Below are 25,061 nucleotides of genomic sequence, written 5' to 3'. Positions count from 1 at the left end.
GTACCCGGACAGGCATATGGAACCTGTCGCTCCGGGTGCCGGCGGTAACCCTTCACGCCGGTGACAATTACGGCCGCGCGACGGGGGTGCGATCTAGAGTCGTGGAGCCTTCTCCGTCCCAGGGAGCGCTGATGAAAGACCAGTTGTCACCGGCCGAGGCCGACAGCCCTCAGCGGCGTGACGAGGGGACGCCGCTGGGAGCCCCGTCGCGGCGTCTCGGCAGGTTCGCCCTCCCGGCGGTCGCGGCAGCCTCGGCCGTCCTGCTGCTCGGCGGGTGCAGCGGCGACTCGGGCACCGTGAACGTCTCGAAGTCCTCCAAGCCTCCGACGGTGGAGAAGCTGGCGTCGGCGCTGAAGTGCAAGGCCGACATCCAGAAGAAGGTCGAGGACTACCGCCTGGGCGTCTGCAAGGCCGACAAGACGACGTACACCTTCGTCACGTTCAAGGACAACCATGCCAAGCGTGGCTGGCTGGACTACTCGAAGGACTACGGCGGCACCTACCTCGTCGGCTCCCGCTGGCTCGTGGTGACGGTGAAGCCGTCGAAGCTGGGTCCGATCCAGGCGAAGTACGGCGGGACCGTCGAACGCGGCAGGGGCCACGGAGGCCACGGCCGTTCCTAGGCCGTGCGTGCCAGGCGTCGCAACCCAGACGGGATTTGTCAGACAGGGCCTAGGGTGCCTCGCTCCGTCAACTCCCGCTCGCGCGGTGGCAGTCGGTGAGGCCGCACACCAACACCCGTTCCCGCACAGTCGTTTCCGTACGGCCTGCCGCGTGTGGCGGAGCCGCCACGACGGCGTGGACGACGAGCGGCAGGCGAAGGAGAGCGGCCCGCGCCCGGTGGAGCTGGCCGCGGTCACCTCGCCAACGGCGGCGACAACATCGGCGTGTACGTGCCGGTGTTCGCCACCGTCGGACGAAGTGACCCCGTGCGCACGGCAGTTCAGGCGTCATGACGAGGTGCGGCGTCCGGTCCGGAAGAGGTGCACCGATGCTGCGGCCGGGAGCAGCGCGATGGCGGCGTAGAGGGACAACTGCAACCGCGGGCTGCCCGCCGACGATGCCGCATGGATCAGGCCGACGAGGACGGCGCCCGTCGGGACCAGGAGCGTGGCCGCCGTGCCGATGATCTTTTCCCGCCTGCCCCAGTGGGGTGCTGCCCACAGCAGCACGAGGCCCGCAATCCCCGCGATGCCGCTCAGTACGGGTTGGAGACCCACGAGAAGTCCGGCCAACGGCAGAAGGATCAACGGGGCGGTGCCGTGCCATGCGCTGACGGGCGGCGTCACAGCCGTCTCGCCTTCCCGGGCGGTGGCCACGATGGTGCGGGGGTCGCCGAGGCGGTCCAGCACGGCCTTCACGTCCGCCTCGCCGTGGGCCGGCCGCTCGGCGAGGGCGACCGCGACGTGTTCCGCCAGATCGGCGAGGAGTTCGTCCCGGCGCTCGGGCTCCAGGGTCGCGGCCTCGCGTTTCACGGTCTCCAAGTAGGCCACCACAAGCGGGTGTTCGACGGTCTTCATGGCGAATCTCCAGGTCGGTCGGTGGTGAAGTCGGTCTTCAGTCGGTGGTGAAGCGGTCCACGGCATCGCGGAAGTGCGGCCAGATCTCGCTGAACTCGGCCAGCGCGGCCCGCCCTTGGGGTGTGAGCACGTAGTAGCGGCGGGGCGGCCCGCTCGGGGATTCCTGCCAGGTGGTGTCCACCAGGCCGTCGCGCCGCAACCGGGCCAGCAGGGGGTAGATCGTCCCCTGGCTGGTGGTCATCACGCTGACGGTGCCCAGCACTTCGAGCAGTTCCACCCCGTAGCGGGGGCCGTCCCGGAGCAGACCCAGGACGCAGTACTCCAGCACCCCCTTGCGGAGCTGGCTCTCGGCCCTCCCTGCGTCGCTCTTACTTGCCGCATCAGGTTCCATGCATTACATAGTAGCTGGCGTTGCGATGTACGTCGACAGCTTCGGGCACACAAGAGGCCGTCACGGGCGGGCAGTTCACGTATGCGACCGGCAACGGGGTGCGTACGCGGCGGAATCGGCACGGCAGCCACACCGGACCACCTCGCCGAGCGTGCCGCTCTCGCGAGACGGGACCGGCACCCCGGGCCGCCGCACCCGCCCGAGGAGCACCACCGGAATCAGTGCGCCCGAACCCATTGACCCAAGAGCGTTCACGAATTTAGCCTCCATTCTCATATATAAACTCTGTCTACATGTACGGAGCGTGGGTCCATGGCGCAGATCAGCGCGGAGGCCGACGGAGTCGCCCGTCGGCTCCGCGACAGCATGAGCAGGGGCGTGCTGTCCTTCCCCCTCACCAGCTTCCGTGAGGACGGCAGCCTCGACCTGGAGTCGTGCCGTACCTGTCTGACCGCCACGCTGGCCACCGGACCGGGTGCGGTCTTCCCCGCCTGCGGAACAGGCGAGTTCAGCGCGCTGAACGAGGACGAGTACCGCGCGGTCGTCACAGCCGCCGTCGAGGTCTCCGACGGGCGGATACCGGTGGTCGCCGGCATCGGCTACGGCTGGGCGCAGGCCCTGCGCTTCGCCCGTATCGCGGAGGACGCCGGCGCCGACGCCGCGCTGCTGATGCCTCACTACCTGGTCGAAGCCCCGCAGGACGGTCTGGTCGAGCAGGTGCGGCGGATCGCCGCCGGCACCCGGCTGCCGCTGATCGCGTACCAGCGCGGCCAGGTGTCCTTCACCGTCGGCAGTCTGCGCCGGATCGCCGAACTCCCCACCGTCATCGGGCTGAAGGACGGGCACAGCGATCTCGACCGGCTGCAGCGCCTCACGCTCGCCGCACCCGACGGCTTCCTCTTCTTCAACGGTGCCGCCACCGCCGAGATGCAGGCCCGCGCCTATGCCTCGGTCGGGGTGCCCGCCTACTCGTCAGCCGTCCACGCCTTCGCGCCCGAGATCGCGAACGCCTTCTTCAACGCCCTTCGCGACGGGGACGACGCCTCCGTGACCAAGCTGCTGCGCGACTTCTACGTGCCTCTGGTCGAACTCCGCGACCGCGTCCCGGGCTACGCCGTCTCGCTGGTCAAGGCCGCCGCCCGGCTGCGCGGCCTCCCCGTCGGCCCCGTACGCGCACCACTCCTCGACCCGGGTCCGGACGATCTCGCGGATCTCGAGGCCGTACTGGACACCGGTCTGGCCCTGGTCGGCGCCGCACGGTGACCGGCCCGCAGCACCTCATGCCCCTCACTCCACCCGTACCGCAGCCCGGTCCGCGGACCGCGACCCACAGTTCGAAGGGGAACTGAACATGCCTCTCCTCGTAGTCGGGATCAGTGTTCTGATCCTGCTCTTCCTCATGACGAAGCTCCGGCTCAACGGCTTCGCCGCGCTCCTGCTGGTGGCGGTAGGGGTCGCGCTCGTCCAGGGGATCCCGACGGCGAAGATCCCGGAGGTCCTCGCGGGCGGCATCGGCGACCAGATCGGTGACACGATGCTCACCATCGGGCTGGGTGCGATGGTCGGCCGCGTCATGGGGGACTCGGGCGCCGCGCAGCGAATAGCCGACAAGCTCCTCGGAGCCTTCGGCCCGCGCTGGGTCCAGGTGGCCATGGTGGTGACGGCCATGCTCATCGGCGTCACCATGTTCTACGAGGTCGCCTTCGTGATCATCGTGCCGATCGCGTTCACGATCGTCCGGGTCACCGGGAAGAACCTGCTGTGGGTCGGGCTGCCGATGTCGATCGCCCTCTCCACCATGCACAGCTTCCTTCCGCCCCACCCCGGGCCGGTCGCCGTTGCCGCGACCTTCCACGCGTCCGTCGGGCTCACGCTCTTCTACGGGCTCTTCATCGCCGTTCCCGCCGGTGCGCTCATCGCCCTGCTCTGGCCGCGCCTTCCGTTCGTCAAGGCGATGAACCCGTCCATCCCCGAAGGCCTCGTCAGTGACCGTGTCTTCGAGGAGGAGGAGATGCCCGGCATGGGCTGGTCCCTGTCGGTGGCCCTCTTCCCCGTCGTTCTGATCGCGGGCGCCGCGGTCACCGACATGGCGGTGGCCGGTTCGGGTCCGCTGCTGAACTTCGTGCTGTTCATCGGCTCGGCGCCGATCGCGCTCCTGCTCACGCTGCTCCTGGCCATATGGGCCTTCGGACCCCGCATCGGACGCAGCCTGTCGGAGGTCAGCGCCTCGTGTTCGTCCGCGGCCAGGGCGATGGCAATGATCCTGCTCGTGATCGGCGCCGGCGGTGCCTTCAAGCAGGTACTCGTCGAGGGCGGCATCTCCGACTACATCAAGGACCTCACCCACGGCTGGCCGATCTCACCGATCATCCTCGCCTGGCTCATCGCCGTCATCCTGCGTGTGGCCCTCGGGTCGGCGACGGTCGCCGTCGTCACGGCATCGGGTGTCGTGCTGCCGCTGCTGTCGGGCAGCGGGGTACAGCCCGAGCTCATGGTTCTCGCCGTCTCCTGCGGTTCGATCGCTTTCTCCCACGTCAACGACCCGGGATTCTGGATGTTCAAGGAGTACTTCAACCTCTCGGTCATCGACGCGATCAAGGCACGCACGACGTATACGACCGTGCTCGCGGTCATCGGTCTGGGCGGCGTGCTGGCACTCGAAGGGATCGTCGGCAGCGTCTGACCACCTCGTCCATCCGCAACCGTCACGACGAACAACGCCCGCACGCCTGGAGGCACCCGGCCATGAAGCAGCCGACCGTCACCGAATTCTCCGTCTATCCGGTCGCCGGCCGCGACTGCATGGAGCTGAACCTCTCCGGCGCGCACGGCCCGTACTTCACCCGCAACATCGTGGTCCTCAAGGATTCCGAGGGACGTACGGGACTGGGCGAGGTACCGGGCGGGGAGAAGATCACCCGGACCCTGCGGGACGCCGAGTCCCTGGTCGTGGGCGCGAAGGTCGGCGACCACAAGCGGGTGCTCCGCGAGATCGGGGACAGGTTCGCCGGGCGTGACGCGGGGGGACGAGGCGAGCAGACCTTCGACCTGCGTACCACCGTCCACGCGGTCACCGCCGTCGAATCGGCGCTCCTGGACCTGCTGGGGCAGCACCTCGACGTTCCCGTCGCCGCCCTCCTGGGCGACGGGCAGCAGCGCGACTCCGTACGCGTGCTGGGCTACCTCTTCTACGTCGGCGACCCCGGCCGCACCGACCTGGAGTACGTCCGCGAACCCGACTCGGCAGTGGACTGGTACCGAATCCGGCACGAGGAGGCCCTGACCCCGGAGGCCATCGTCGGGCAGGCCGAGGCCGCCTACGACCTGTACGGCTTCCGCGACTTCAAGCTCAAGGGCGGCGTGCTGGAGGGCTCCGAGGAGGTGAAGGCCGTACGGGCGCTCAAGGAGCGCTTCCCCCGGGCCCGCATCACGCTCGACCCGAACGGCGCGTGGTCGCTGCGCGAGGCGACCGAGCTGTGCCGGCCGCTGGTGGGCACGCTCGCCTACGCCGAGGACCCGTGCGGCGCCGAGGACGGATTCTCGGGGCGGGAGATCCTGGCCGAGTTCCGGCGCGCCACCGGGCTCCCCACGGCGACCAACATGATCGCCACGGACTGGCGGCAGTTGACCCACGCCCTGGCCCTTCAGTCGGTCTCCATCCCGCTGGCCGACCCGCACTTCTGGACCATGCAGGGCTCGGTACGGGTGGCTCAGCTGTGCAACGCGATGGGCCTCACCTGGGGATGCCACTCCAACAACCACTTCGACATCTCCCTCGCCATGGTGACCCACTGCGGAGCGGCGGCCCCCGGCGAGTACAACGCCCTGGACACGCACTGGATCTGGCAGGAAGGGCTGGAGCGGCTCACCACGGACCCGCCCCGCATCACCGGCGGCGAGATCGCCGTTCCGGAAGCGCCGGGACTCGGAATCGGCATCGACATGGACCGGCTCCTCGCTGCCCACGCCCTCTACCAGGAGAAGACGCTGGGCTCGCGTGACGACGCCGCCGCGATGCAATACCTCATCCCCGGCTGGGAGTTCGACAGCAAACGCCCTTGCCTCGTGCGCTGACGGCGTCGGCGGTCACCGCGACGGCGGGCCGTCGGTCTCCTTCCCCGAGCCGGGCCGGCGGCGGTCGGGGCCGGACGCGGTGGACGCCGGCGCGGGACGCGGGGACCCGCCCGGGAAGGCGGACCGTATCTGTCCGCAAGCGGTGCCATGGTGGCTCCATGGACGCAGACGGACTCGACTGGAACCGGACGCTGCGCTTCCAGTGGGAATTCCACTGGGAGCATCAGCTCCGAGCACGACTCGAAGGGCTCACCGACGACGAGTACTTCTGGTCGCCGGTACCGGACGCCTGGAGCGTGCGGCCCTGCGGCAGCTCGAAGGCGCCCGTGGCTGTCGGTGGCGGTGACTTCACGATCGACTACGCCTTCCCGGAGCCGGTTCCTCCCGCCTTCACCACGATCGCCTGGCGACTCGGCCACGTCATCGTCGGCGTGCTCGCCGCACGCAACGCGGCGCACTTCGGCGCGCCGGCGGCGTCGTACGAGACCTGGGAGTACGCCGGCAGCGCGGCCACGGCGCTCGACCAGCTCAAGACCCAGCTCGACGTCTGGCTGACGGGGGTGCGCGGCCTGGGCGAGGACGGACTCCGGGTCCCGGTCGGCTCGAAGGAGCCGTACCCCGAACTGCCCATGGCCGATCTGGTGCTGCACATCCACCGGGAACTGATCCACCACCTCTCCGAGGTGTGCCTGCTGCGCGACCTCTACCTGCACACGAACCCTTCTTCGAACGGAGTGAACCGATGAGCCGTCACATCCAAGTCACCTTCGACGCCCACGACCCGCTGGCGCTGTCGTCCTTCTGGCGCGACGCGCTGGGCTACGTCCACCCCGGTCCGCCCGGGGTCGAGCTGGCCGAGGGCGCCGACCCGCTGGCCGCATGGGACGAGTTCCTGACGCGGATCGGCGTGCCCGAGGACGAGCGCGCCACGAGGTCGGCCGTCGAGGATCCTGACGGGCACGGCCCACGGCTGTTCTTCCAGCGGGTACCTGAGGACAAGGTCGCCAAGAACCGCGTCCACCTCGACATCCGCGCGGCTCCCGGCCTGGAGGGGGACGAACGGATGGCGGCGCTGGAGGCCGAGTGCGACCGGCTCGTCGCGCTGGGAGCGACGCGGGTGCACCGCGACGAGCCCGCTCCCCCGTTGAGTGGCGGCTTCATCGTGATGACCGACCCCGAGGGCAACGAGTTCTGCCTGGACTGACGCAGCTCGGACGCCTCGTCACCGGACACCCGTCACCGGACACCCGTCACCGGATCCCGTCGCCGACCCCCTCACCCCCGGCGCGACGGCGACAACTGCTGTGACGTACGCGCCTGTTGGGGCGTACGCGGTGGACGACCCGGCATGCGACCGTAACGGACGGTGAACAGGCGTCGACGGTTGAGGGCAAGTCGACGCCGTGCCCCGCCTGACCTCGTAGGTTGAGCGCACATCGGTCAAGCGTGCGAGGCGTCCATGGATTGGTTGAGCCCCGAGAACTTGCTGGCAGTGCTCGGCGTCCTCGCGACAGTGGGCGTCCTGACGTACGAGCGGCTCATGCCGGGCCTCAAACGCATCGGTTACCGCGTCCAGATGGACACGCCGATCGGCGGTCGCGCGGTCAACGGTGAACCGGACGTGCGGCTGGGCCTGTTCGGGGAAGCACCGGAGATGTCGGACGCGTCGCTCGTACTGCTGCGCATCGAGAACGACGGACTGCGCGGCATTTCCGGCGATGACTACACCGCCCGCGAACTCGCCGGTCTCACCGTCGCGTTCACCGACCGCACGGTCACCGGGCTCGCGGTCACCGAACCCAGCCACAGCCATCTGATGCAGCACTTCACCGGACACAGGGGACTGCGCCACGAGGGCAATGTGATCTCCGTGCCCAAGGTTCCGCTGAACAAGGGCGAGCACTTCAAGTTGCTGGTGCTCCTCACCGGTTCGGGAATCGGTGGCGCGGTGACCGTGAGCGGCGGCATCAAGGACGGTGCCGTCAAGCGCAACCGGAAGCAACCACGGCCCAGCAACCGGGTGTTGGGGCTCGTCACCTTTCTCGCCGTGCTGCTCGCGGTCGAACCGCTCGTGCTCAGCGTGGACAAGGGCTCCCCCGTCGCGCTGGGCTGCGCGCGAGGCGAACTGACCGTCACGGGCTCCACCGCGTTCGCCCCGGCGCTCACAGGCGCGAGCCGTGCCTATGAGAAGGAGTGCCCCGGCTCGGAGATCACCGTCGAAGCCACGGGAAGCGTGGCCGGGACAAGGGCGCTGGACCTGGCAGGCAGGGCCTCCAAGAGCGGAACGCCGGCGCATCTCACGTTCTCCGACGGCCCGAAGCCCGCCAGCTACAAGCACCTGAAGGGAAACCGCGTCGCCGTCTCCGTCTTTGCGCTCGTGGTCAATCACAAGGCGGGAGTGCGCGATTTGTCGCTCTCCCAGGTACGGGACATCTACCGCGGGGCGACGCGCAACTGGAAGGACGTCGGCGGCAAGGACCTGCCCATCCGGCTGGTGAGCCGCGGCGCCGACTCGGGGACCCGCGAGGTCTTCCAGCGGCGGGTCCTCCAGGGTGGCGAACCGGCGTACTCCTCGCGCGACTGCGTGACACGCGACGACCCCCGCGCACCCGTCCTCCGCTGCGAACTCGACAGCAACGAGGAGGCGTTGAAGACCGTCGAGGAGACGCCGGGCGCCATCGGCTACTCCGAACTGCGCGCCGCCTCCGGCTCCCGCGACCTGCGCATACTGACGCTGAACGGCCGTAAGGCCTCCACCGAGGAGACCACGGACGGCGGCGTGGCGAAGGACCTGCTGTCAGGCGCTTACCCGTACCGGGAAATCGAGTACGCGTACACCTACGGACAGCCCGCCGCGGGATCCCTCGCTGCGAGCTTCCTCGACTACCTGGTCACGGGCGCGGGCCGGCATGTCATCCGCGACCAGGGACACCTTCCGTGCGCCCTGCCACCGAACGAGGAACTCTGCCGATCGCTGTGAACTCCCGGAGGTGCGGGGCGACTTGGGCCGCGGGGAAGCGCCGGTCGCCGCGGATCAACGGCCGCGGTGCCTGATCTTCAGCCTGCCGAACCCCATGGTTCCTGAGATCCGGATGTGCGGCCCACCCGTGCTGCCGCGCCGCCCGGCCTTGTGGACCGGCTGCTTCCAGTCCGCGCTCAGCCCGTCGTAGTCCACCGTCGCACCGCGTGGGAGGACGAGCCGGGCCCGGCCGAACCGGAGCCGCAGTTCGATGTCGATCACCGGGTATTCGATGACCGCCCGGGACAGGTCCAGATGCACCTTGCCGAACTCCGACTCGACCTTGAACGTCCGGGGCACCCGCCACGCACCGCGCCGCTGGATCCGTCCGCCCACGGCCTCGATCTCGACGGTCGGGCCCGCGTCCCTGTCGGGCAGCGAGTCCAGGACCGGCACCAAGTCGCCGTGCGTCCTGGCGGTGAGCGCTCCCTGCAGGCGCTCGTCCAACTCCTCCTGGGTGATGTACCCCTCGGCGAACGCCTCATGAAGACGCTCGATCGCCGTCTCGCGATGGTCGTCGGAGATCCGCGCCGACATGTCTTGGGGCATGGAGGACGTCATCCGTTTCTCATAGCAGCGACAGCAGCCGTACGGCACCAACCGCGACGATAGACGCAGCGCCTTGCCGGTGTCTGCGGTGGTCCGCGGCCGCGATGCCATGAGCGGGTGGCAGACGGAAGCCAGCTCACCACGAGGCGGGCGGGGCGACGTTACTCAACTGCGCCACGGTGGGCCGCGACCCATCTCGGTCTCGGCGCAGTGGGGCGCCCGTGACTCGGTCTCGGCGAAGTGGGGCGCCCGTGACCTACGGGCGGACGCCCTAACCCTCTGAGTCCGGCTTCCAGTCCTTGACGAGGAGCCCGAGCAGCACCTCGTCGAGGAACTCGCCCATCACCCAGGCCGAGGAGCGCAGCACGCCCTCGCGGACGAAGCCGTTGCGCTCGGCGGAGCGCAGCATCGCCGCGTTGTCCGACAGCGTCTCGATCTGCAGCCGGTGCAGGCCGCGCACGACGAACCCGTAGTGGCACAGCACAGCGACGGCGTCGGTGCCGTAGCCCTTGCCGCGGGCGGGCGGCAGCAGCCCCAGCCCGATGTGCGCGAACCGGTTGTGGTTGTCGATGCCCCACAGGTTCGCGCTGCCGATCAGCGTGCCGCCGTCCAGCTCCACCACGGAGAAGGAGACGTGCTTCTGCTCTTTGTCGTCCACCACGAAGGGTGCGTCCTTCGAGCCGTGCGTGATCGGCCGCCACGGCCCGCCTTCGGCCCGCGAGGCGTTGACGACGTCGTCGTGGAGCTCGGCCTGCAGGATCGGAACGTCGTCCTCGTGCCGGGCCCTGAGCCCGATCTTGCTCCCCCTCAGCATGCGGTCTTCCTATCCGACCGAGCTGCGGGCGGCCAACCCATTTATGGGCGTCCGGCAGAACGGCGAATGCCGTACACCTCCTGGGCGACACCTCCGTGCCGGATCCGGCCGCCGAGCCGGTGATCGGCCTGACGGCGTCGGTCGCCACCCTGGACGACGTCACCGCCGGCACCTGGGACACGCGCAACGAGCGGCTCTTCCGTGACCACATGCGATCGCATCCGCAAGTGGCAAGGGAGTACGGCGAGTTGAACCAGCGCGCCACAGGCGAAGGAGCCGACGGACCCGCGTACGGCAAGCGCAGGACGGAGCTGATCCGGCGCGTCGTGGACCACGAGCGTGCCGTTCGCGACCTTCGTCTCGTGCTTGTTCGGGAGGAGTGAGCCCGGGCCCGGCGGGCACCGCCCGGCCGGACATCCGGCGGCTTCCGTGTGAGGCGGCGTGCGCGACGGGCCGTGCTCCGCTCAGCCTCGGCGCCCGGCACACCCCGGCCAGGTCCCGGGAGCAGAGCTTAGGCTGGGGTGCGACCACCTGAGGAGGTTCCGTGTCCGTGGCTGAGGACCCCGCTACGGGGAAGTCCGGGTTGCGATCCGGCTCGGGCGGTTCCGGTCGGCGCGCACCGCTGCGGGACCAGATCCACGATGCGCTGCAGGCCAGGATCAGTCAGGGCGTCCTGCGGCCGGGCGACCGGATCTTCGAACAGGAGGTCGCCGTAGAGTTCGGCGTCTCCCGGGTGCCCGTGCGCGAAGCCATCCGCATGTTGCAGAGCGGGGGCCTGGTCGACGTGCTGCCGCAGCGGCGCGGGGTCTTCGTACGCAGTCTCGGCCGCCGGCAGGTCGAGGAGCTCTTCGACGTCCGCGAGGCGCTGGAGGTGCTGGCGGCGAGGCTGGCGGCGGAGCGCGCACCGTCGGAGACCGCGGACCGGCTCGGCGAGCTGGCCGGCCGGGCACGCCGCGCATGGGAGGCGGGCGACGTCGAGACGATGTCCGATGCCAACGCCGAGTTCCACGACCAGCTCGTCGTGCTGTCCGGCAACGAGGTGCTCGCGTCCATGCTGGAGCCGCTGCACGGGCGTCTGGCATGGCTGTTCCGGATCAACCGGGAGCCCGACCGGGTGTGCGGCGAGCACGAGGAGTTGCACGCCGCGGTCGTGGCCGGGGATGTGGAGCGGGCGCAGGACGTGGCGCGACGGCACGTGCGGTCGAGTCGCATGATGGTCCTCGACCGCGTCCTGTACTGAAACGGCTTCCGGCCACCGACGGGGGTGGCAGCGAGGGATCCGATACGGGCTCCGGCCCCCGCGCACGCGGGGTTCCCCTGGTCGCGGGCTCGACACCGGATGCAGAGGTGTCACGCGAGGTTCCGGCTCGTCCATTGCTCAGCGAGAGCTGTGCGCTCATCGTGTGCGTCAGCTCTTGACCCCGGAGCCGACCACTCCTAGCTTACGTATACGTTCAAATATACTTTCGCATCGCGGAAGAAAGAATCCGTTTCGCGGTAACTAGGAGCAGCCATGTCTCCTGAGCACGCCCACGCCACAACCGCGGTGACTTCCTTGGAGCCGCCACCTCATCGCCCGGCCCGACCCCTCAGCTCACGCCTCTACAACGAGGACCTCGCGCCGCCCGCCGAGCGCCGCTGGAAGACGTACAGCATCTTCGCGCTGTGGATGAACGATGTGCACAACATCGGCAACTACACGTTCGCCGCCGGTCTGTTCGCGATCGGACTCGGTGCAGTCCCCTCGTTCTTCGCCCTGCTCATCGGGATCCTCGTCGTGTTCTGGGGCATGAACCTGATGGGACGCATGGGACAGAAGACGGGGGTGCCCTTCCCCGTGATGTCCCGCATCAGCTTCGGCATCCACGGCGCTCAGATCCCGGCGCTGATCCGTGCCGTGATCGCCATCGCGTGGTACGGCATCCAGACCTACCTCGCCTCGCTCGCGGTGGTCGTGCTCGCGCTGCGCATCGATCCGGATCTGAAGCCGATGACCCAGGACTCGATTCTGGGCCTGTCCAGCCTCGGATGGATCTGCTTCATCGGGCTCTGGGTGGTCCAGCTGGTGATCCTCACCTTCGGCATGGAGATCATCCGCAAGTTCCAGGACTGGGCTGGCCCGGTCGTCTGGATCGTCATGCTGGCCATGGCCGTGTGGGTGTTCGTACTGGCCGGCGACCGGATCTCGTGGATCCCGCCGAACGCGCTGTCCGGCCCGTCCATGTGGTGGGAGATGCTCGGCGCCGCCGGACTGACGATCTCCACTTACGGCACGCTGATGCTGAACTTCTGCGACTTCTCCCGCTTCGCGCCCGACACCCGCTCGGTGATCCGCGGCAACTTCTGGGGCCTTCCGGTGAACTTCACGGCGTTCGCCATGGTCTCGATCGTCGTCACGGCCGGGGCCTACGCCCTCTTCGGCAAGATCATCACCGATCCCGCGGAGATCATCGCGCGCGTTCCGAACACGTTCGTCCTGGTCGTCGGCGCGCTGATGTTCGCCTTCGCCACCATCGGCGTGAACATCGTGGCGAACTTCGTCTCACCCGCGTACGACCTGGCGAACCTCGCGCCGAAGTACATCAACTTCCGTCGCGGCGGGATCATCAGCGCCATTCTGGCCGTCGCGGTACTTCCGTGGAACCTCTACAACAGCCCGACGGTGGTGAACGTCTTCCTGTCCGGACTCGGCGCCGTGCTCGGCCCGCTGTTCGGGGTGATCATGGTGGACTACTGGCTGCTGCGCCGGGCGAAGATCAACGTTCCCGAGCTCTACACCACGGACCGGGACGGCGAGTACGCCTACCGCCGAGGCTTCAACCCCCGAGCGCTGATCGCCTTCCTGCCGTCCGCCGCGATCGCGACCGTGCTCGCGCTGATGCCCGCCTTCGAGATCCTCTCGGCGTTCTCCTGGTTCATCGGTGCCTTGCTGGCCGGGGGCCTCTACTACGTCGTGGCCGACAGGAACCAGACCTTCACCGACGTCTCCGGCGAGCACCTCGGGCAGAGCACTGTCGCCGCCGGAATCCACTGAGCCGGTCGTGGGGGCGGTGGCCGGTCGTCGCCGTCCCACCTCCACGAACCACCTTGAGAGGAGCCGCATGCGCATCGTCGTCGCCAATGTCAACACCACCGGGAGCGTCACCGAGGCCATCCGCCAGCAGGCAGTGAAGGCTGCGGCACCCGGGACCGAAATCGTGGCGGTGACACCGGAGTTCGGGCCTGCATCCGTGGAGTGCAACTTCGAGAGCTACCTCTCGGCAGTCGCCGTGATGGACCGCCTGCAAGCGGTCGAGGCACCCTTCGACGCAGTCGTGCTGGCCGGTTTCGGCGAACACGGCAAGGAGGGTGTGGCCGAGCTCCTCGACAAACCCGTCGTGGACATCACCGAGGCTGCCGCGCACATGGCCTGCCTGCTCGGACGGCGCTTCTCCGTGGTGACGTCGCTGAAGCGCACCAGGGGGCAGATCCACGACCGGTTGCAGTTGATCGGGCTGGCATCCCGGTGCGCCTCGGTCCGCGCCACCGAGATGACGGTCCTCGACCTGGAGGACGATCTCGAACGTACCGGCGAACGAGTCGTCGAGGAGGTTACCTGGGCGGTTGAGGCCGACGGCGCCGACGTGATCTGCCTGGGATGCGCGGGCATGGCGGGCGTGGCCGAAGGCGTGCAGGCCGAGGTCGGGGTGCCGGTGGTCGACGGTGTCACGGCCGGGGTCGCCCTCGCCGAGTCACTCGTACGGCTCGGCCTCAGCACGTCCAAGGTCGGCAGCTGGGCGCCACCGCCACCGAAGACGATCACGGGCTGGCCGATCTCCCGGCGGTGACCGAGTGCCGCGGAAGGCGCGCCAGGCGTCTTCACCGGACTCGGTTCCGGGGCAGCGCGAAGGCTGCTCCTGCAATCTTTCGACGACGAAGGCGAGGGGTGGCCGCAATGTCCGAACCTGCCGCGGAGCCCACCGCGGAGCTCGATGTCCTCTTCCGCGCGCGACGGATGGCCGGACCGGACGGAGAGGGGCCCGGCAGCGTCGGCGTCCGTGATGGCAAGATCGTCGCGCAAGGCCCGCTGGACGCCGGTTTCCGTGCCGCGCGCGTCGTGGAGCTCGCCGCCGACGAGGTGCTGCTTCCGGGCTTGGTCGACACCCACGTGCACATCAACGACCCGGGCCGGGCCGAGTGGGAGGGGTTCGCGACGGCGACCCGCGCGGCCGCCGCAGGCGGGATCACCACCCTTCTCGACATGCCCCTGAACAGCTTTCCGCCGACCACCGACGTCGACGCGCTGAAGGTGAAGCGCAAGGCCGCGCGGGACCGCGTGCACGTCGACGTCGGCTTCTGGGGCGGCGCCGTCGACGACAACCTCACGGAACTGCGCGGACTGCACGATGCCGGGGTCTTCGGCTTCAAGTGCTTCCTGCTGCCCTCGGGGGTGGACGAATTCCCGCCGCTGAACCCCGGTGAACTCGAAGACGCACTCCGCGAAGTCGCCGAGCACGACGCGCTGATGATCGTGCACGCGGAGGACTCCGATGCGATCGAACACGCCTCGGCCGCCCACGGCGAAACATACGCCGACTTCCTCGCCTCCCGGCCGCGCGGTGCCGAGAACACAGCGATCGCGCAGGTCATCGAACTCGCCCGCAGGACCGGCGCCCGAGTGCACATCCTCCACCTGTCGTCGTCCGACGCGTTGCCGATGATCGCCTCGGCCCGTGCCGACGGAGTGCGGGTCACGGTCGAGACGTGTCCGCACTACCTCGTCTTCACCGCGGAGGAGATCCCCGACGGCGCCACACAGTTCAAGTGCTGTCCGCCGATCCGGGAGGCCCGCAACCGCGAACTGCTCTGGGAGGGCCTTGCCGACGGCATCATCGACTGCGTGGTCAGCGACCACTCGCCCTGCACACCTGACCTCGAACGGTTCGGCATCGGCGACTTCGGCGTGGCCTGGGGCGGCGTCTCCGGACCGCAGGTCGGACTCTCCGCGGTGTGGACGCAGGCCCGCCTGCGCGGGCACACGCTGTCCGACGTCGTGCGCTGGATGTCGCGCAATCCCGCCGGACAGGCCGGCATGCGGCACAAGGGAGCCATCGCTCCCGGGCACGATGCCGACTTCTGCGTCTTCGCTCCCGACGACGCGTTCGTCGTGGACGCCGACGGCCTGCACCACCGCAAACCCGTATCGCCCTACCACGGCCGCACCCTCGCCGGCACCGTGCGCGGCACCTGGCTGAGGGGCGTTCAGATCGCCGGCGCCGGAACTGAATCGCCCGCACCCCGGGGCGAGTTGCTGAAAAGAGGCGAAGTGTGAGCGAGCCGGGACACCGGTCCGCAGCACAAACAGACTCGCCTGCGCGCTGCCCGGCTCCCATCGGTGACCTTCGGCATCGCATCGGCGTCGTCGAAGATCGTCTCCCCTTACCCACAATGATCGTTTCCCGGAACGACGAAGGGTGGGCGCACGGTCGGCACCGATCTCCTCGGCGGTGCTTTTCGATCAACAACCCCAAAGGAAACAAAGCAACAAATCGCCGAAGAATGCATACTTCGTACCGAGCTCCTGCCCGGCAAAACCCTTGACGCTTTCACGAGCCCCTGTTAACTTCAGCGAGTCAATGAGGACTTGCCAGACTTTTCGGCTGAATTCTGGGCCGACGTCAGCACGCGGGGGAAATATGAATAAACTTGCAGCGCCCCAGCACGGCCCGTTCGCACAGACCCATTGGCCCGGGAACCGGGGGCCTTGCACCCCTCCGGAGTGAGGAATTCGGGCAACCGTGAGAAAGCCCGGACCTGCCCGTGCTCTCGTGGATCCCATCCACGCCCCGATAGACCTTCAAGGCCCTTTCCGCAGGGTTCCTTCTGCCTGAAGGAATTCACTTCAGGTATTGCCGCGTCAAAGCGCCGCGTCGATTCGATGCGCCGGTTCGCTGTGCCCGGCGACCAGCCCTGACGCACAAAGGAATTCGCGGAACCCGCCGAATGACCGGTTGCCCGTACTGCACTCTCCCCTGCCTTGTTCATCTGACTTAAATGGGACGAGGAAAACACCATCATGACGAACAACGCCGCCCTGATCACCGCCTCCGACGTGAACGGGCGTCTCGCCGGCCACGTGCGTGAGAACTTCGGCCCCGACCGGATGGCGGAGCTGCGCGAGAAGTTCGCTTCGGAGCACGTCGTGGTGCTGAACGGCTTATGCCCGCAGGACCTCCAGGAAGTGATCAAGGACGAGGCCTGCGCCATCATGGACCGGCACGGCACCACTCACGACCTTGTCTTCGAGATCACCGACAACACTCCTCGCCGGATGACGACGGTCGGCCAGCCGGTCATCAAGGACGAGGGCCCGCTGATCGACGCGTTCTACTTCTCCCCCACGCTGCTCGACGTGTGCTCGGAGGTCGTGGGTGAGCAGGTCCACACGTGCCCGTACGCGGGAGAGCACTACGTCATCAGCAGGCTCGACAAGTCCGGTGACACCCACGGCTGGCACTGGGACGACTACACCTACGGCATCATCCTGGTGCTCGAGGCACCGCACTACACCGAGGGCGGCTTCATCCAGGCCGTGCCGCACACCTCCTGGGACAAGGAGAACCCGGACGTCTACGGCGCGCTGCTCAGCAGCCAGGTCCGGTCGTACGCGCTGGAGCCGGGCGACGCCTACCTGGTGAAGACGAACACCACCATGCACCGGGTGTTCCCGATCCGCGGCGACGGCCGACGCACGATCGTCAACATGACGCTCGCGAGCACGGCCGACCTCTCCATGCCGCTCACCCACGAGACGAACGATGCGCTCTTCGGTGGGACGACGGACCCGCGCGGCTGAAGTACGCGCGGCACGAGGGGAGTTCGTGATGCGACCACGCGAAAGCATGCAGGATCTGCCTCGGTTCACCCAGCCGTTCCTCACCTGGGTCACCGGGGTGCCGCGCTCCGGCGACACCCTGCGGGTGCGGTGGAGTCCGGCGCTGGCCGCGCTGGCCGGAGTCGCTCAGACGGCGGCGGGCATCGGCCTGGGCGTCCTCGCCCTGACCCTGCCGTGGTTCGGCATGGTGCCGCTGCTCCTGTTCGGCTGGCTCACCACGGCAGGCGGTATGCGCAGGCTCGATGTCGTACTGGTGCACCAGACGCTGCACCAGATGGTCACCCAGGGGAAGTCCGGCAACCGGGTCGTCAGCGAGATCGTCACGACCCTGCTGTGGCGGCCGCCGTACGACGAGAACCGCAAGGAGCACCTGCTGCACCACGCGTTCCCCTGCTCCCTGCGGGACGGCGACACGCTGTACCTGCGGGCCACGGGGGCGCGGCCGGGCATGTCCGAGGCCGAGTTCCGGCGCTATCTGGTGCGGGCCGTGTTCTCACCGAAGCACCACTGGGCGTTCATCTCCGGCCGGATCAGGGCCAACTTCCTTTCCCGCCAGCCGGTTTACCGGCTCGCCATGGCCTACGCCTGCCTGGCCGCCACCTTGACCGCGCTGGCCCTGACCGGCTGGTGGGTCCAGTGGCTGCTGCTGTGGGTCGTGCCCGTCACCTTCTTCTTCCAGAACCAGACGCTGCTCTACACCCTCAGCGAGCACCGCTGGTGGCTGTTCGACAACGCGGAGCGGCTCACCCGGGCGCAGCGCGACCAGCTCACCTTCGGCCGGTTCTGCGGCGAGGCGGTGCCGGACACCCGGGGCCTCGGCGCTGCCCGCCGGTGGCTCGCCCGGTCCGGCTGGTGGGCCCGGATGGTGCTGGTGTACGCGCCGTACCGGATGTTCGTCCTCGTCGGCGACACCGTCCAGCACGACCTGCACCATGTGCGCCCCAAGTGCGACTGGGCGAACTCCTCCTGGGTGCGGAACGAGGACCTCGCCGAGGGCAGGGCCGACCGCTATTACGAGGCGTGGGGCGGGTTGCTCAGCCACGTGTACGTCGGCAACAGCGTGCGCGGCTGGCAGACGCAGGCCGCGGCGGCGCCGACGCCGGTGCCCGCCGAATGACGCCCGGCAGAGCGGGCCCCGGCAGAACGATCCCCGTCAGGGCGACGCCCGAAAGAGCCGTGCCCGGCAGGGCGACGCCCGAAAGAGCCCTGCCCGTCAGCCCGATTCCCGCCGGTGAGCGGCCCGTCATCGAACCGACCCGGAAGGCCCCCATGCGCGGGAACCCGCCAGAAGAGCTCGACATGCCGTCCGTCCGCGAGGCCGTCGCCGGGCTCGTGGAGTCCGACCGGCTCGACCACTGGCTGGTCGAGGCTCCGGAAACCGTGCTGATCCGTCTGATGGCGCCGCTGGAGATGCTGGCGTTCCAGTACCACCGGGAGCCCCCGCAGGACCGGCATCTGGTCCGCGCCGCCCGCGTCGCCTGCGAGGAGCTGGAGGACGCGCTGGAGGAGTGCCCCGAGGATCTGCTGCGGGCCGTGCTGCGGCTGCGCCGCACCTTACTGGCGGAGGCCCGATGAGCCGCACGACGCCGCCCGTCACCGCGGAGCCGCCCGAACGCTCAAGGGCCGCCGGCCCGTCCGCGGCGCCCGCCGTGAAGGTGCCCTACCCCGGCATCGGGAGCGTCTTCGGCAGCCGCGAGTGCGAGGCCGTACGCGAGACGGTGCTGTTCGGGCGGACGCTCTCGGCGGGCGAACGGCGCGCGGAGTTCGAGTCCCGGTTCGCCGAACACCTCGGCAGGCGCCATGCGTTCAGCGTGACCAGCGGCACCGTCGCCCTGGAGTTCGCTCTGCACCTGCTGGACCTTCGGCCCGGTGACGAGGTGATCGCCACCCCGCAGACGTATCTGGCCACCGTCCAGCCCCTGCTGGGCAAGGACGTCACCGTGCGCTTCGCCGATGTGCTGCCGGAGTCGCTGAACATCGACCCGCGGCGCGTCGAGGAACTGGTCAACGACCGCACGCGGGCCATCGTGCTCGTCCACTACGGCGGCCACCCGGCCGACATGGCCGCGCTGCGCCGCATCGCCGAACGGCACGGCCTGCTGATCGTCGAGGACTGCGCGCACGCGCTCGGGACGACGGACGCGGGCAGGCCGGCGGGGGCGCGGGGAGACCTCGCGTGCTTCAGCTTCCACTCCAGCAAGAACATCAGCACCCTCGGCGAGGGCGGCATGGTCGCGTTCGACCGGGACGCCTGGGCCGAGCGGCTGTCCCGTATACGGGCGAACGAGCCGGACGCCGACCATGTGCCGGCGCCGCATGCCTTCGGGGACTCGGCCGGGCCCGCCGCCGGGGCGCTCTACCCGGGTCTCGCCTACACGCACGACTGCGTGACGCTGCGGCACCCGGGGACGAACGCGACGCTCAGCGAGCCGGCCGCGGCGGTCGGCACGGTGCAGCTGGAGCGCCTGCCGGAGCTTGTCGGCCGGCGCCGGAGCATCGCCGCCCGGCTGACCGAGGTACTCGACGGGGTGGAGGGCATCCGGGTGCCGCGGGTGCCGGACGGCGCCGAGCACTCGTACCACCTGTTCACGTTCTTCGTGGAGCCGGGCGGGCCGGTGAGCCGGCAGGAACTCCTGGATCAACTGGCCGCCGACGGGGTGCAGACGTATCTGCGCTACTTCCCGCTGCACCTGCTGCCCGAGTGGCGGCTGCGCGGCCACCGGTACGGGGAGTGCCCGACGGCCGAGCGGCTGTGGTTCGAGCAGCACATGAACCTGCCGTGCCACCCGTCCCTCAGCGACGGCCAAGTGGACTGCCTGGCCGCCTCGTTGGAGCGGGCCCTGCACGGCAGACCGGCCATGCGGGGCAGTCCGGTTCTGCGGGGCAGTCCGGCCCCCAGCAGCACACCGGCACTTCACGGAACGGGAGCGGGGTAGGGCCATGACCGACCTGCGCATCATCGACGAGCGGACCGTGCGGGCCCTGCTGCCCCCGCAGGACGCGGCCGACGCCATGGTCCGTGCCCTGACGGGCTTCGACGCGGGCGAGCTGTACCAGCATCCGAGGGTCGTGGTGGACCCGGCCGGGGACGGCGGAGCGAGCGGGCTGGCCCTGCTGATGCCGGCCGCCACCACCGGCGGCGACCGACCGTTGCTGGGCGTCAAGCTCCTCAGTCTCTTCCCCCGGGCCAGGGAGCGAGAACTGCCCCGGATCCAGGGCCTGGTGCTGCTGATGGACGCCGTGCACGGTGAGCCGCTGGCGCTGCTGGACGCGACCGCGCTCACCGAGATCCGCACGGCCGCGGTCTCCGCGGTGGCGACGGAACATCTGGCCCGTCCTGACGCACGGACGCTCGCGGTGCTGGGAACGGGCGTACAGGCACGCGGTCATCTGGCCGCGCTGGCGCAGGTGCGGAACTGGACGTCCGTACGGGTCCACGGCCGGACCGAGGAGGGCACGCGAGCCCTCGCGGAGTGGGCGTCGCATCTCGGCCTTCCTCTGGAGACCGCGGCCACGGCGGCGGAGGCCGTCGAAGGAGCCGACGTCATCTGCACCGTGACGTCGGCCTCCGAGCCGGTGCTGCCGGCGGGCCTCCCGACGTCCGGTGTGCACATCAACGGCGTGGGCGCCTACGGGCCGGAGTGCCGGGAGCTTCCGTCGGAACTCGTCGCGCGGGCCTCGCACTTCGTGGAGAACCGGGAGGCCGCCGCCCGGGAGGCGGGCAATCTGCTCATCCCGCGCAGGGAGGGCTTCCGGGTCGCCGAGCCGGTGGAGCTCGCCGAGGTGCTGACGGGCCGCCACCCGGGCCGCACCGGCGAGGAGGAGCTGACGGTCTTCACCTCGCTGGGGCTGCCGGTTGAGGACGTCGTCGCCTGCGAGCTGATCCACCGGCGCTCGGTGGACCAGGACCTCGGCCATCTCGTCCGGCTCTCCTCCCCCGAACGTCCCGATGAACGTCCCGGATCCGCCGCTCCGGCCCCGGCCGCCCGGCGGGCCGCGTCAACCACCGACCGAGAGGCTGAACGTTGAAGGCTTTTGTTCTCTTCGAGCTGATGAATCAGATGGTCCTGGTGGCGCAGGAGGCGAAGGCCCGCGGCTTCCACGTCGTGGCGCTGAACCACGATCCGCTGCGCGACTCGGGCGACTTCGCCGTCCCCGAGGGGGTGGTCGACGAACTGCTCCACGTGGAGTCCTGGTCCGACGGGGACGCGGTGCGCGCGCTGCTCGACAAGGTCCGCGGCTCGTACGAGATCGCGGGCACGTACGCCGGGTTCGAGCACACCCTCACGTACGAGACGGAGCTGCGGGAGCAGGTGGGGCTGCCCCGCAACGGCATGCGCGAGACCCGGCTGACCCTCGACAAGGGCGAGGTCCGCAGAAAGCTGTACGCCGAGGGCCTCTCCCGGCTGCGGTCGGTGACGCTGGCGGAGGCGCTCCGGTGGGAGGAGTGGCAGTTCGCCGGCCCCGCGGTGCTCAAGCCGACGCACGGCACCGGGAGCGCGCTGTGCTACATCGTCTCCACGCTCGACGAGCTGCGGGCGGCGGCCCGGAAGGCGGAGGCCGCGGACGTCATCAACCCGCTGATGAAGGAGTACATCCTGCGCGGCAGCGGATTCGTCCTGGAGGAGAAGGCCGAGGGCGAGCTGCTGTCCGTGGAGTCGCTCGTCCACGAGGGCACCATCCACCACGTCGGCCTGACAGGCCGTTACGTGCTCGCGGAGAACCCGGTGGTGGAGCAGGGACTGTTCTTCCCGTACGACCATCCGCGGCGGGTGGAGATCATCGAGACCTGCGAGCGCCTCCACCGGAGCCTGGGCATCTTCCACGGGCCGACGCACCTGGAGGTGATGGTCCCGGAGGAGGGGCCGGTGGAGCTGATCGACTTCAACCTGCGTTTCGCCGGGCTGGCCGCGACGGTGCTCGTGAACGAGGCGTTCGGGCTGCCCTTCGAGGCGTATCTGACGGACATCGCCTGTGGTCTCGAACCGGACATGGCGAAGCTGGGCGAACCCGCACGCTGCGCCGCCGATGTGCTGGTGATGCCGCCGCCCGGGGTCAGGGAGTTCCGGGATCTGACGTTCCCGGCGCAGGCCTCCACCCGCCGGCTGATGAAGAAGCTCGGGCAGCAACTCACCGGGCGCTCCGACCAGTTGGACGCCGTGGCCATGTTCACCGTCTCCGGCGACACCCCGGCGGAGACACACCGCAAGGTGCTCGAAGCACGGCGGGAGACGGTCTTCAACGGCGCTGCTCTCGGCGACATCCCGGCCACCCGTGTCGCCTTCGGCGGTCACCTGGGCGGTGAGCAGCCGTGACCCAGCGCACTGACGGCCCGCCACGGGTCCTCGTCGTCGACGGGACCGGCCGCGGCCACGCCCTCTGCCGCCTCTTCACCCGCACCGACCCGGACGTCACCGTCTACTACGGGCCGGGATGCGACGTCGTCCAGGAGGACCGGATCGTCGTCGCGGACTCGATCCGGGTCACCGAGCCGGAGACGGTGCTGACCTTCCTCGACGCACATCCGGTCGACTTCGTCTTCGTCTCGCACATCGACGGCCTCTCCATCGGGCTGGTGGACGCCCTGCGCGCCGCCGGCCACCGCACCATCGGCCCCACCCGGGAGGCCGCCCTGCTCGAAGCGAGCAAGGAGCGCGGCAAGCGCTTCTGCACCGACCACGGCATCCCCACGGCGCCCTACCGGGCGTTCACCGATCCCGCCGGGGCCAGGGCGTACATCGAGACCCTGCCGTACGCGTGCGTGGTGAAGACGGACGGGCTCACGCCGGACGGCGACGGGTCGGTGGTGTGCTCGTCGGCCGAGGAGGCCCTGCGGGCGGTCGACCACTTCGCCGACGAGTCGGGCGACGGCTTCCACGTCGTCGTCGAGCAGCGGCTGAGCGGCGAGGAGGTCTCCGTCTTCGCCCTGCTCGACGGCGAGAACGCACTGCTGCTGCCGACCGCACGGGACTTCAAGCGCACGCTCGAAGGCGACCTCGGGAAGAACTGCGACGGGATGGGCTCGATCGCGCCGCACCCCTCGGCCGGCCCCGACCTCGACGCCGAGATCCGCCGCACCCTGCTGGACCCGCTGGTCCGCGGACTGGCCGCGGAGGGCCTGCACTTCTCCGGGTTCCTGTACATCGGCGCGATGATCACCACCGACGGTCTTCAGGTCATCGAACTCAACGCCCGCTTCGGCGACTCCGAGGCGCAGGTCGTACTGCCCGGTGTGAGCAGCGACTTCACCGAGCTGTGCCGGGCGGTGCTCCGGCGGCAGCTGGCCGGGCGGGAGATCGTCTCGGACGGCCTGGTGCGCTGCAGCGTCGCCCTGACCCAGGGCAGCCTGGACCCGTCGGACCCGGAGGCGCTGCCGGGCTGGCCATTCGGCGCCTTCGCCTCGGGGCAGAGGGTGAACGGCCTCGATGACGTCGACCCCGGCGAGGCGGCCGTCTACTGCGCGAACCTGCGGCTCGGCGCCGGCGGACAGCCGGTCACCAGCGGCGGACGCGTGCTGCACGTGGTCGGCTCGGGCTCCTCTCTCCCGGAGGCACGGGCCCGCGCGTACCGAGGACTTGAGCGGATCTCCTTCGCCGGCATGCGCTACCGGGACGACATCGGGCTCACCGCGTCCAGGGAGAAGGCCCTCGCATGACCTCACGCACGCGAGCCCTCGTCCGGCTTCCTGCCTGCTCACCGGTTCGCCGGATGTCCACCGGCAAGATCAAGGAGGCCTCAGGGCGTTGACGATCGACGGATTGGACGGTCCCGCACCATGACCTCTGGAAACCCTCCCGCGCAGGCGGCACCCCTGTACTACACCGGCAGCCCGCTGGAGAAGGCCGGGAACCGGCGCACGGACCCGCGGTGGCTGAAGGAGACGCTCGAAGCGCCGGACACGCGGGTGATCCCGCTCTGGCGCGACCGGTGCCTGGTGCGCGGCGCCTCCCCCGCCCCGGTGAGCCTGGACGCGGCCGCCTGCTCCCGGTTGCCGGCCGGGGCAGGTGAGCCCGCGTTCCTGGGGCTCGCCGCCGACGCGGCCCGAACCGGCGACGGAAACAGCGACGGCGACGGCGAGGGCCACGGGGTGTTCGCCGTGGACCTCTCGGACCTCGATGAGGAGCAGGCACGCCGACTGACCGGCGCAGACGCCGTGCTCGACGTCCGCGCCCTGGTCGGGACCGTCGACCGGCACGAGGCCGCGCTGCTGGCGTACGCACGCGGGCTGCTGTTCTGGAACCGCCACCAGCGCTTCTGCGGTCGCTGCGGTGCGCCCGCCGAACGCCGCAACGGAGGCCATCTGCGGGTGTGTTCGGGCCCCGACTGCGGAAAGCTCCTGTTCCCGCGCATCGAACCCGCGGTGATCATGGTCGTCGAGTCCCCGGACGGCGAACGCATCCTGCTGGCCCGGCACCGGAACTCCACGCTGGGCACCTACTCGACGCTCGCCGGGTTCGTCGAGGTCGGCGACAGCCTCGAGGACGCCGTCCGCCGCGAGGTGCGGGAGGAGACCGGCGTCCGGGTCGGCGAAGTGGCGTACGTGGCCTCCCAGTCCTGGCCGTTCCCGGCCGGTCTGATGCTCGGCTTCCGCGCCACGGCGCTCGACGGCGGCACGGACGACATCACCGTCGACGACGACGAGGTGCTGGAGGCCCGCTGGTTCACCCGGGCCGAACTGGCCGCGCAGGCGGCGGACGACGGACGCCTGGGCCGCGTGGACTCCATCGACCAGCTCCTGCTGCACACCTGGCTGCGGGGCGACCGGCCCTGTCCGGGCCCCGGCGCCGGTCAGCAACCGAAGCCGCTGCCCAAGAACTGAC

At 69.7% G+C, this 25,061-nt stretch carries 24 protein-coding genes; 20 read left to right on the top strand and 4 right to left on the bottom strand.

Going from position 1 to position 25,061, the window contains the following annotated elements:
* Nucleotides 1-131 precede the first annotated feature (131 nt).
* On the top strand, nt 132-623 hold the full coding sequence (locus tag G4Z16_RS20650) for a hypothetical protein (protein ID WP_197352199.1): 492 nt from the start codon (nt 132-134) through the stop codon (nt 621-623).
* Between the two features lie 327 nt (nt 624-950).
* On the opposite strand, the gene G4Z16_RS20645 is transcribed toward G4Z16_RS20650, so the two are convergent.
* On the bottom strand, nt 951-1,520 hold the full coding sequence (locus tag G4Z16_RS20645; RefSeq protein ID WP_197352198.1) for an HAAS signaling domain-containing protein: 570 nt from the start codon (nt 1,518-1,520) through the stop codon (nt 951-953).
* A gap of 37 nt (nt 1,521-1,557) precedes the next feature.
* Nucleotides 1,558-1,911, bottom strand: coding sequence for a PadR family transcriptional regulator (locus G4Z16_RS20640; protein WP_197352197.1), 354 nt, complete (start codon nt 1,909-1,911; stop codon nt 1,558-1,560).
* A gap of 312 nt (nt 1,912-2,223) precedes the next feature.
* Here G4Z16_RS20640 and G4Z16_RS20635 point away from each other — a divergent pair, with 312 nt between their 5' ends.
* The 6 genes from G4Z16_RS20635 to G4Z16_RS20610 all read left to right on the top strand — a co-directional run bounded on the left by G4Z16_RS20635 (nt 2,224) and on the right by G4Z16_RS20610 (nt 8,965).
* Nucleotides 2,224-3,174 carry a 5-dehydro-4-deoxyglucarate dehydratase gene (locus G4Z16_RS20635; RefSeq protein WP_197352196.1) on the top strand — a complete coding sequence of 317 codons (951 nt, stop codon included), beginning with the start codon at nt 2,224-2,226 and terminating at the stop codon, nt 3,172-3,174.
* An 88-nt stretch (nt 3,175-3,262) separates the two neighbouring features.
* Nucleotides 3,263-4,594 (top strand): gluconate:H+ symporter, encoded by a 1,332-nt coding sequence (locus tag G4Z16_RS20630; protein ID WP_197352195.1) that lies wholly within the window; start codon nt 3,263-3,265, stop codon nt 4,592-4,594.
* 62 nt (nt 4,595-4,656) lie between these two features.
* Nucleotides 4,657-5,985 carry an enolase C-terminal domain-like protein gene (locus tag G4Z16_RS20625; protein WP_197352194.1) on the top strand — a complete coding sequence of 443 codons (1,329 nt, stop codon included), beginning with the start codon at nt 4,657-4,659 and terminating at the stop codon, nt 5,983-5,985.
* A gap of 158 nt (nt 5,986-6,143) precedes the next feature.
* Nucleotides 6,144-6,731 carry a DinB family protein gene (locus G4Z16_RS20620; RefSeq protein WP_197352193.1) on the top strand — a complete coding sequence of 196 codons (588 nt, stop codon included), beginning with the start codon at nt 6,144-6,146 and terminating at the stop codon, nt 6,729-6,731.
* Nucleotides 6,728-7,189, top strand: coding sequence for a VOC family protein (locus G4Z16_RS20615; RefSeq protein ID WP_197352192.1), 462 nt, complete (start codon nt 6,728-6,730; stop codon nt 7,187-7,189). Before G4Z16_RS20620 ends, G4Z16_RS20615 begins: the two co-directional genes overlap by 4 nt.
* A 255-nt stretch (nt 7,190-7,444) precedes the next feature.
* Nucleotides 7,445-8,965, top strand: coding sequence for a PstS family phosphate ABC transporter substrate-binding protein (locus G4Z16_RS20610; RefSeq protein WP_197352191.1), 1,521 nt, complete (start codon nt 7,445-7,447; stop codon nt 8,963-8,965).
* 54 nt (nt 8,966-9,019) lie between these two features.
* Here G4Z16_RS20610 and G4Z16_RS20605 read toward each other — a convergent pair whose 3' ends face one another.
* A complete protein-coding gene (locus tag G4Z16_RS20605; protein ID WP_197352190.1) occupies nt 9,020-9,565 on the bottom strand; it encodes a DUF1707 SHOCT-like domain-containing protein in 546 nt (181 codons plus the stop codon).
* Between the two features lie 259 nt (nt 9,566-9,824).
* On the bottom strand, nt 9,825-10,367 hold the full coding sequence (locus G4Z16_RS20600; RefSeq protein ID WP_197352189.1) for a GNAT family N-acetyltransferase: 543 nt from the start codon (nt 10,365-10,367) through the stop codon (nt 9,825-9,827).
* A gap of 95 nt (nt 10,368-10,462) precedes the next feature.
* Here G4Z16_RS20600 and G4Z16_RS20595 point away from each other — a divergent pair, with 95 nt between their 5' ends.
* From G4Z16_RS20595 to nudC, 13 genes are all read left to right on the top strand, one after another.
* Entirely contained in the window at nt 10,463-10,750 is a 288-nt protein-coding gene (locus tag G4Z16_RS20595) for a GrpB family protein (RefSeq protein ID WP_197352188.1), read from the top strand.
* A 167-nt stretch (nt 10,751-10,917) separates the two neighbouring features.
* A complete protein-coding gene (locus tag G4Z16_RS20590) occupies nt 10,918-11,607 on the top strand; it encodes a GntR family transcriptional regulator (RefSeq protein WP_246530967.1) in 690 nt (229 codons plus the stop codon).
* A 273-nt stretch (nt 11,608-11,880) separates the two neighbouring features.
* Nucleotides 11,881-13,401, top strand: coding sequence for an NCS1 family nucleobase:cation symporter-1 (locus tag G4Z16_RS20585; protein WP_197352187.1), 1,521 nt, complete (start codon nt 11,881-11,883; stop codon nt 13,399-13,401).
* Between the two features lie 67 nt (nt 13,402-13,468).
* Complete coding sequence (locus tag G4Z16_RS20580; RefSeq protein WP_197352186.1) at nt 13,469-14,194, top strand: aspartate/glutamate racemase family protein; 726 nt, start codon at nt 13,469-13,471, stop codon at nt 14,192-14,194.
* Nucleotides 14,195-14,301: 107 nt separating this feature from the next.
* Entirely contained in the window at nt 14,302-15,678 is a 1,377-nt protein-coding gene (gene allB / locus G4Z16_RS20575; protein ID WP_197352185.1) for an allantoinase AllB, read from the top strand.
* A gap of 744 nt (nt 15,679-16,422) precedes the next feature.
* Nucleotides 16,423-17,202 carry a HalD/BesD family halogenase gene (locus G4Z16_RS20570; protein WP_197352184.1) on the top strand — a complete coding sequence of 260 codons (780 nt, stop codon included), beginning with the start codon at nt 16,423-16,425 and terminating at the stop codon, nt 17,200-17,202.
* Nucleotides 17,203-17,230: 28 nt separating this feature from the next.
* Nucleotides 17,231-18,358, top strand: coding sequence for a fatty acid desaturase (locus tag G4Z16_RS20565; RefSeq protein WP_197352183.1), 1,128 nt, complete (start codon nt 17,231-17,233; stop codon nt 18,356-18,358).
* A 182-nt stretch (nt 18,359-18,540) separates the two neighbouring features.
* Nucleotides 18,541-18,816, top strand: coding sequence for a hypothetical protein (locus G4Z16_RS20560; RefSeq protein WP_197352182.1), 276 nt, complete (start codon nt 18,541-18,543; stop codon nt 18,814-18,816).
* Nucleotides 18,813-20,177, top strand: a complete 1,365-nt coding sequence (locus G4Z16_RS20555; RefSeq protein WP_197352181.1) for a DegT/DnrJ/EryC1/StrS aminotransferase family protein — start codon at nt 18,813-18,815, stop codon at nt 20,175-20,177. The genes G4Z16_RS20560 and G4Z16_RS20555 overlap by 4 nt, the downstream gene beginning before the upstream one ends.
* Nucleotides 20,178-20,181: 4 nt before the next feature.
* On the top strand, nt 20,182-21,270 hold the full coding sequence (locus tag G4Z16_RS20550; protein ID WP_197352180.1) for an ornithine cyclodeaminase family protein: 1,089 nt from the start codon (nt 20,182-20,184) through the stop codon (nt 21,268-21,270).
* A gap of 23 nt (nt 21,271-21,293) precedes the next feature.
* Complete coding sequence (locus G4Z16_RS20545) at nt 21,294-22,556, top strand: ATP-grasp domain-containing protein (RefSeq protein WP_197352179.1); 1,263 nt, start codon at nt 21,294-21,296, stop codon at nt 22,554-22,556.
* Nucleotides 22,553-23,896 carry a phosphoribosylamine--glycine ligase gene (gene purD / locus G4Z16_RS20540; RefSeq protein ID WP_197352178.1) on the top strand — a complete coding sequence of 448 codons (1,344 nt, stop codon included), beginning with the start codon at nt 22,553-22,555 and terminating at the stop codon, nt 23,894-23,896. Before G4Z16_RS20545 ends, purD begins: the two co-directional genes overlap by 4 nt.
* 120 nt (nt 23,897-24,016) lie before the next feature.
* On the top strand, nt 24,017-25,060 hold the full coding sequence (gene nudC, locus G4Z16_RS20535) for an NAD(+) diphosphatase (RefSeq protein WP_246530966.1): 1,044 nt from the start codon (nt 24,017-24,019) through the stop codon (nt 25,058-25,060).
* The last annotated feature ends 1 nt before the right edge of the window (nt 25,061 follow it).

This window comes from Streptomyces bathyalis, from assembly GCF_015910445.1.
In the GTDB taxonomy this organism is placed as follows: Bacteria; Actinomycetota; Actinomycetes; order Streptomycetales; family Streptomycetaceae; genus Streptomyces; species Streptomyces bathyalis.
This window is presented reverse-complemented; position numbering and strand designations above follow the sequence as displayed.

Excerpts from the sequence above, each read along its gene's own strand:
- allB (WP_197352185.1), top strand. The coding sequence starts at position 14,302 with ATGTCCGAACCTGCCGCGGAGCCCACCGCGGAGCTCGATGTCCTCTTC.
- G4Z16_RS20600 (WP_197352189.1), bottom strand. The coding sequence starts at position 10,367 with ATGCTGAGGGGGAGCAAGATCGGGCTCAGGGCCCGGCACGAGGACGAC.
- G4Z16_RS20550 (WP_197352180.1), top strand. The coding sequence starts at position 20,182 with ATGACCGACCTGCGCATCATCGACGAGCGGACCGTGCGGGCCCTGCTG.
- G4Z16_RS20645 (WP_197352198.1), bottom strand. The coding sequence starts at position 1,520 with ATGAAGACCGTCGAACACCCGCTTGTGGTGGCCTACTTGGAGACCGTG.
- G4Z16_RS20605 (WP_197352190.1), bottom strand. The coding sequence starts at position 9,565 with ATGACGTCCTCCATGCCCCAAGACATGTCGGCGCGGATCTCCGACGAC.
- G4Z16_RS20580 (WP_197352186.1), top strand. The coding sequence starts at position 13,469 with ATGCGCATCGTCGTCGCCAATGTCAACACCACCGGGAGCGTCACCGAG.
- G4Z16_RS20560 (WP_197352182.1), top strand. The coding sequence starts at position 18,541 with ATGCCGTCCGTCCGCGAGGCCGTCGCCGGGCTCGTGGAGTCCGACCGG.
- G4Z16_RS20585 (WP_197352187.1), top strand. The coding sequence starts at position 11,881 with ATGTCTCCTGAGCACGCCCACGCCACAACCGCGGTGACTTCCTTGGAG.
- G4Z16_RS20570 (WP_197352184.1), top strand. The coding sequence starts at position 16,423 with ATGACGAACAACGCCGCCCTGATCACCGCCTCCGACGTGAACGGGCGT.
- G4Z16_RS20640 (WP_197352197.1), bottom strand. The coding sequence starts at position 1,911 with ATGGAACCTGATGCGGCAAGTAAGAGCGACGCAGGGAGGGCCGAGAGC.
- G4Z16_RS20555 (WP_197352181.1), top strand. The coding sequence starts at position 18,813 with ATGAGCCGCACGACGCCGCCCGTCACCGCGGAGCCGCCCGAACGCTCA.
- G4Z16_RS20620 (WP_197352193.1), top strand. The coding sequence starts at position 6,144 with ATGGACGCAGACGGACTCGACTGGAACCGGACGCTGCGCTTCCAGTGG.
- nudC (WP_246530966.1), top strand. The coding sequence starts at position 24,017 with ATGACCTCTGGAAACCCTCCCGCGCAGGCGGCACCCCTGTACTACACC.
- G4Z16_RS20635 (WP_197352196.1), top strand. The coding sequence starts at position 2,224 with ATGGCGCAGATCAGCGCGGAGGCCGACGGAGTCGCCCGTCGGCTCCGC.
- G4Z16_RS20630 (WP_197352195.1), top strand. The coding sequence starts at position 3,263 with ATGCCTCTCCTCGTAGTCGGGATCAGTGTTCTGATCCTGCTCTTCCTC.
- G4Z16_RS20610 (WP_197352191.1), top strand. The coding sequence starts at position 7,445 with ATGGATTGGTTGAGCCCCGAGAACTTGCTGGCAGTGCTCGGCGTCCTC.
- G4Z16_RS20615 (WP_197352192.1), top strand. The coding sequence starts at position 6,728 with ATGAGCCGTCACATCCAAGTCACCTTCGACGCCCACGACCCGCTGGCG.
- G4Z16_RS20545 (WP_197352179.1), top strand. The coding sequence starts at position 21,294 with ATGAATCAGATGGTCCTGGTGGCGCAGGAGGCGAAGGCCCGCGGCTTC.
- G4Z16_RS20625 (WP_197352194.1), top strand. The coding sequence starts at position 4,657 with ATGAAGCAGCCGACCGTCACCGAATTCTCCGTCTATCCGGTCGCCGGC.
- G4Z16_RS20650 (WP_197352199.1), top strand. The coding sequence starts at position 132 with ATGAAAGACCAGTTGTCACCGGCCGAGGCCGACAGCCCTCAGCGGCGT.
- G4Z16_RS20565 (WP_197352183.1), top strand. The coding sequence starts at position 17,231 with ATGCGACCACGCGAAAGCATGCAGGATCTGCCTCGGTTCACCCAGCCG.